3 protein-coding genes and 1 pseudogene are annotated in these 4,386 nt (G+C 28.4%); all 4 read left to right on the plus strand.

The genetic code is table 11. From position 1 onward, the window contains the following. Nucleotides 1–522: 522 nt before the first annotated feature. Nucleotides 523–999: pseudogene (locus RCH19_RS14540) on the plus strand (helicase-related protein); the annotation flags it as partial. 285 nt (nt 1,000–1,284) lie between these two features. Beyond that, nucleotides 1,285–2,661 carry an AAA family ATPase gene (locus tag RCH19_RS14545; RefSeq protein WP_343023834.1) on the plus strand — a complete coding sequence of 459 codons (1,377 nt, stop codon included), beginning with the start codon at nt 1,285–1,287 and terminating at the stop codon, nt 2,659–2,661. A gap of 2 nt (nt 2,662–2,663) precedes the next feature. Further along, nucleotides 2,664–3,329, plus strand: coding sequence for an RloB family protein (locus RCH19_RS14550; protein ID WP_343023835.1), 666 nt, complete (start codon nt 2,664–2,666; stop codon nt 3,327–3,329). Nucleotides 3,330–3,810: 481 nt separating this feature from the next. Further along, entirely contained in the window at nt 3,811–4,041 is a 231-nt protein-coding gene (locus RCH19_RS14555) for a hypothetical protein (protein ID WP_343023836.1), read from the plus strand. Nucleotides 4,042–4,386: the final 345 nt, after the last annotated feature.

Raw genomic sequence — 4,386 nt, forward strand, 5'->3', positions numbered from 1 at the left:
ACTTTAAATATACTGATTTTCAGACTATTAAACTAATTATTTGAAAGTTATTTCTTTCTTTTTTTGTCATTTTTTCAACCCTTGATTCACATTATATATAAAATTTAACCAATCAAAATTCTTGGCATATAGCGACCACCGCAGTACACTCATTTTAAAATGGGGCTTGCGTAATTTGAGTTGTTTTAAAATGCCCTTTATAAGCACGCTGCTATTCTTTTATTGATGTAGCAACAAGTAAATTCTGCCTTTGCTAGAAATAACTCTTATAAATAATTGCTGTCAAACGCTGGCCTGCGCTAAAAATTTTTTTTCTTTCAAAATAGATACCAGCTAATAAATTCTAGAGTAGCCTTATTTTTTTAAATAACTGCAATTAATTATCGCTCATTTGATCTTAATCAACAAAGGTGTTTTAGCATTAGCACTCATTTAGATATTATTGACAAAAAGACCATTGGCAACAGTTGCGACTTTTGGTAAGTACACTCCGCCTATAGAAAGATTAGCAGCGACTTTTAGCAGTGTCGTGAAGGACATTTCAATATAGTAGAAGCTACGGATCTTGCCGCAAGAGGAATTGACATAAAGGAAATTTCGTAAATAGTTAATTATCATTGACCAGATGCTTACAAAGCTTATGTTCACCGTAGCGGAAGAAAAGCTAGAGCCGAAGTAAAGGGTCTTTCTTTAACTTTATTAAAACCAGAAGGAGTTGGTGAAATTGCCGAATTCGAAAAAGAATTAAGAATTAAATTCACAGCAATTAAAAAATCAAGTTCACTTAGTATCGAAGAAAACAACACCCTTTTATGGGCGAAACAAATATTCAAAACCAAACCCAACCATGAAGTGGACGCGGAATTGAAAACAAAAATAAAAACCGTTTTCCATCACTTAACTAAAGATGAACTGATCGAAAAACTGTTGGCTAATTATTTGTTACAAAACAAAAACGAACCAAACGAAAAACCGGTTAAAAGACAAAAAATGAAATAGGACTTTATTCTATTTTATAAATGAAAAACCATTGCGAAGCTTGAAGAAGTATTGCAATGGTTTTTTTGTTTTTAATGCTATTAATGTGATCAATAAGGAAAAAATAAAGAAAAAGATTAGCTATCAATTGAACGATCTGCAAAAAGATGTATATAGTGATGTTATCCACTAATTATTGCATAGTTGCATAACAGAAATGTAAATTAAACCTAAAGTCAATTTTACCTTTAAAAACGCTTTAAATGTGATTTTTTCACTATATTTGCATATAAAATAAACAGTATTATGCTAATCAGGTTTACAGTTGAGAATTTTTTGTCATTTAAAGACCGAGAAGTGTTTTCGCTTATTCCAGGAAAAGGAACGCTAAAATCACATCACAAATCCAAATCAATAAAAGGAACTTCTGCACTTAAAACAGCAGTAGTATATGGTGCAAATGCATCTGGTAAATCTAATTTGATTAAAGCTATTGAATTTGGAAAAGAACTTATATTAAAGGGAAATAAGGCTGAACAACCAATAAAATATAGTAATTTCAAATTAGATAAAAAAAAATTAAACCAAAATTCAAGAATTGAATACGAAATACAACATAAAGATAAAAATTATGCGTACGGTTTTATTTTTAATTCTAAGGAAATAATAGAAGAATGGCTTTACGAAATTTCAAAAAAATCAGAAAAAGAAATATTTACTAGGGATAAAAATAGAACTAAAGAATTTAAACTTGAATCGATACTGAGCAGGAATAAAAAAATTGAGGAAAAGCAATTTTTAGAATTCACAGCAAAAGGAACTCAGAAAAATCAATTATTTTTATCTGAAATCAGAACACGAAAAGTAAAGGAAAATGTTTCGAACATTGACGACTTAATCAATGTTATTGATTGGTTTCAAAATGCTTTAACTGTTATATATCCTAATTCTAAAAATGTTGGAAAAAAGTTTGAACTGTTAGAAGATACTGATCTAAATAAAGTTTTTACTGAAATGCTTGGGTATTTTGACACAGGTATTGACGGAATAGAATTTAAAGAAGTAGATATCGAAAAAATTGACATTCCAAGTGAAATATTAAAAGATATTGAGAATGATTTGTTGGGAGATAAATCAGAAAAAACAAACGCTTTTATTTCAAACGTTCAAGATGACAAATATTATGTTATTTCTGTAAATAAAGATCGCTCAATGAGAGCTCAGCTTTTGAAAACAAAACATAAAATTGCTGGAGGAGGTTATGAACTGTTTGATTTAAGAGATGAATCAGACGGTACACGAAGAATAATGGACTTAATTCCGTTAATTATTGATTTTTTCAAAGGCGATAACGTTTTTGTAATTGATGAAATGGAAAGAAGTTTACATCCTAATTTGATATATGATTTGTTTGATTTTTTTCTATCGAAGTGTAAAAATGTTAATAGTCAGTTTATAGTTGCAAGTCACGAATCAACACTTTTAACTCAAAAATTATTACGAAAAGATGAAATATGGTTTGTTGTTAAAGATAAGCTAGGCGCAAGTAGGCTCCATTCATTAGAAGACTATGGTATTAGATTTGACAAAGAAGTTAGACGTGATTATCTACTTGGTAGATATAAAGGAGTGCCTAAGTTTGGAAATAGAGATAAGCTAACTGTTATTCCACAAATGAGCTAAGTATGCCAAGAGATCCAATACCATTAATAAGAGAAGGCGGTTTTAAAGAAGCCGAAAAACTATACATTTTGTCGTACGAAGGTCAGAAAACTGAAGTCACCTACTTCAATGATTTTAGACAGTCTGATTATTTTAATGACTCAGGAATAATCGAAATTATTCCTTTAGAAAGAGAGGTAAATACTGGAACAGATCCTCTTAGTGTTAAAAGATTACTTAAAAAAGCGAAAGCAAATTATCCATTTAAAAAAACAGACGAATTTTGGCTTATTGTCGATCGAGACCATTGGGAAACAATTCACAAAATTGATTTTAATCAATTAGTTATAGACTGTAATAAAGAAAATAATTTTTTCTTAGCAATGAGTAATCCTTGTTTTGAAATATGGCTAATCATGCATCTAAAAGACGTTATTGAATATAAAGAAGAAGAACAAAATAAACTTTTAAAAAACGCTAAAGTCAGTAATAAGAAAAACCATATTGATGTAGTTTTGGGCGATTTGCAAGGAATTGGTTATAATAAAAACCCAAATAGCGAAAGATTTTTACCTTTGACTAATGTAGCGATAGAAAGAGCCAAATTATTAGATAATACCAATGAACCATATCCTAAGAAATTAGGCTCTCACATCTATAGATTAATTGAGAAATTAAAGAAACAATAATGTGCGATTACAAAACAATTTCTATAATTTTTAATTTAGACTTCTTTTGAAAACCCTCATTGTATTTCCAAATTGATTTATACTTACACAGTCAATTTTTGAATAAATAAATATTCGTTGATAAGATATTGAGCCGAAATTAACTAGTAAAAAAAACAGATCGCTCGTCTATATCTCCTTCAAGATAGCGCGGAATTACATTCCGTGCCTATTATCAAAAGCAAGCAAATAATTGTCAATGTAAACGACATATGAAGCTACAAGCACTTAAGAGGATTACTTTTTTACTATAAATTACTAAACCATGAAAAGAATTAAATTTGAGAATTTATAATACAATTGGTTTTTTATATCATTAATACTACTATCTTTATTCTGTATCATTTTTGGTCTTTTTGAAATAATTAAATTTCAAAACCCCAAAATAAATAAAGGAATTAGTGCAATTGAGTACTTATCGCAAGCAGTATTTTTCTCAAGAATGTTTTGGTTCAAGAATTATGTACAGTATAACAAAAAAGGAATTTTTATTCTCATTAAAATATTTTTTGTAAAATCAATATCATTTGATAATGTGGAGAGAACAGAATTAGAGAATGAGGTTCTAAAAATTTATAAAAATGATGGAACTAGATATGATTTTGACTTAGAAGAATTTGAGGAAAATGATTCTAGAAAGCTTTTTAATGTAATTAATCAATACTCTTCTTAACATATTTATTATTTGCCTAAATATAACTTCTATTGTAGAAACTGCTACAAAATTTATTTTCAAGTTTTTACGACCGGATTATACTTTTTAAAATTAGAAAGCGGTAAAGCCTTTAAATTTATAAAAGAGTAAAAACTTTTTGTTAAAGAAACAATCTACATTATTAAGCCATTGCAAGAACTTGAGAAAGTAATGCAATGGCTATTTTTTAAATCTTCACTTTTATAAAATGATACTGTTTAACTAAACCCTGTTTTGACCCCTATAAAACAAGAGTATTATTCTAAATTTCGATTTTTAATTACGCTGTTAATTTTTTCATCATTATTAAGTGTTTATCAGAGT

It is taken from the genome of Flavobacterium sp. PL12 (assembly GCF_039123485.1).
Lineage (GTDB): Bacteria > Bacteroidota > Bacteroidia > Flavobacteriales > Flavobacteriaceae > Flavobacterium > Flavobacterium weaverense.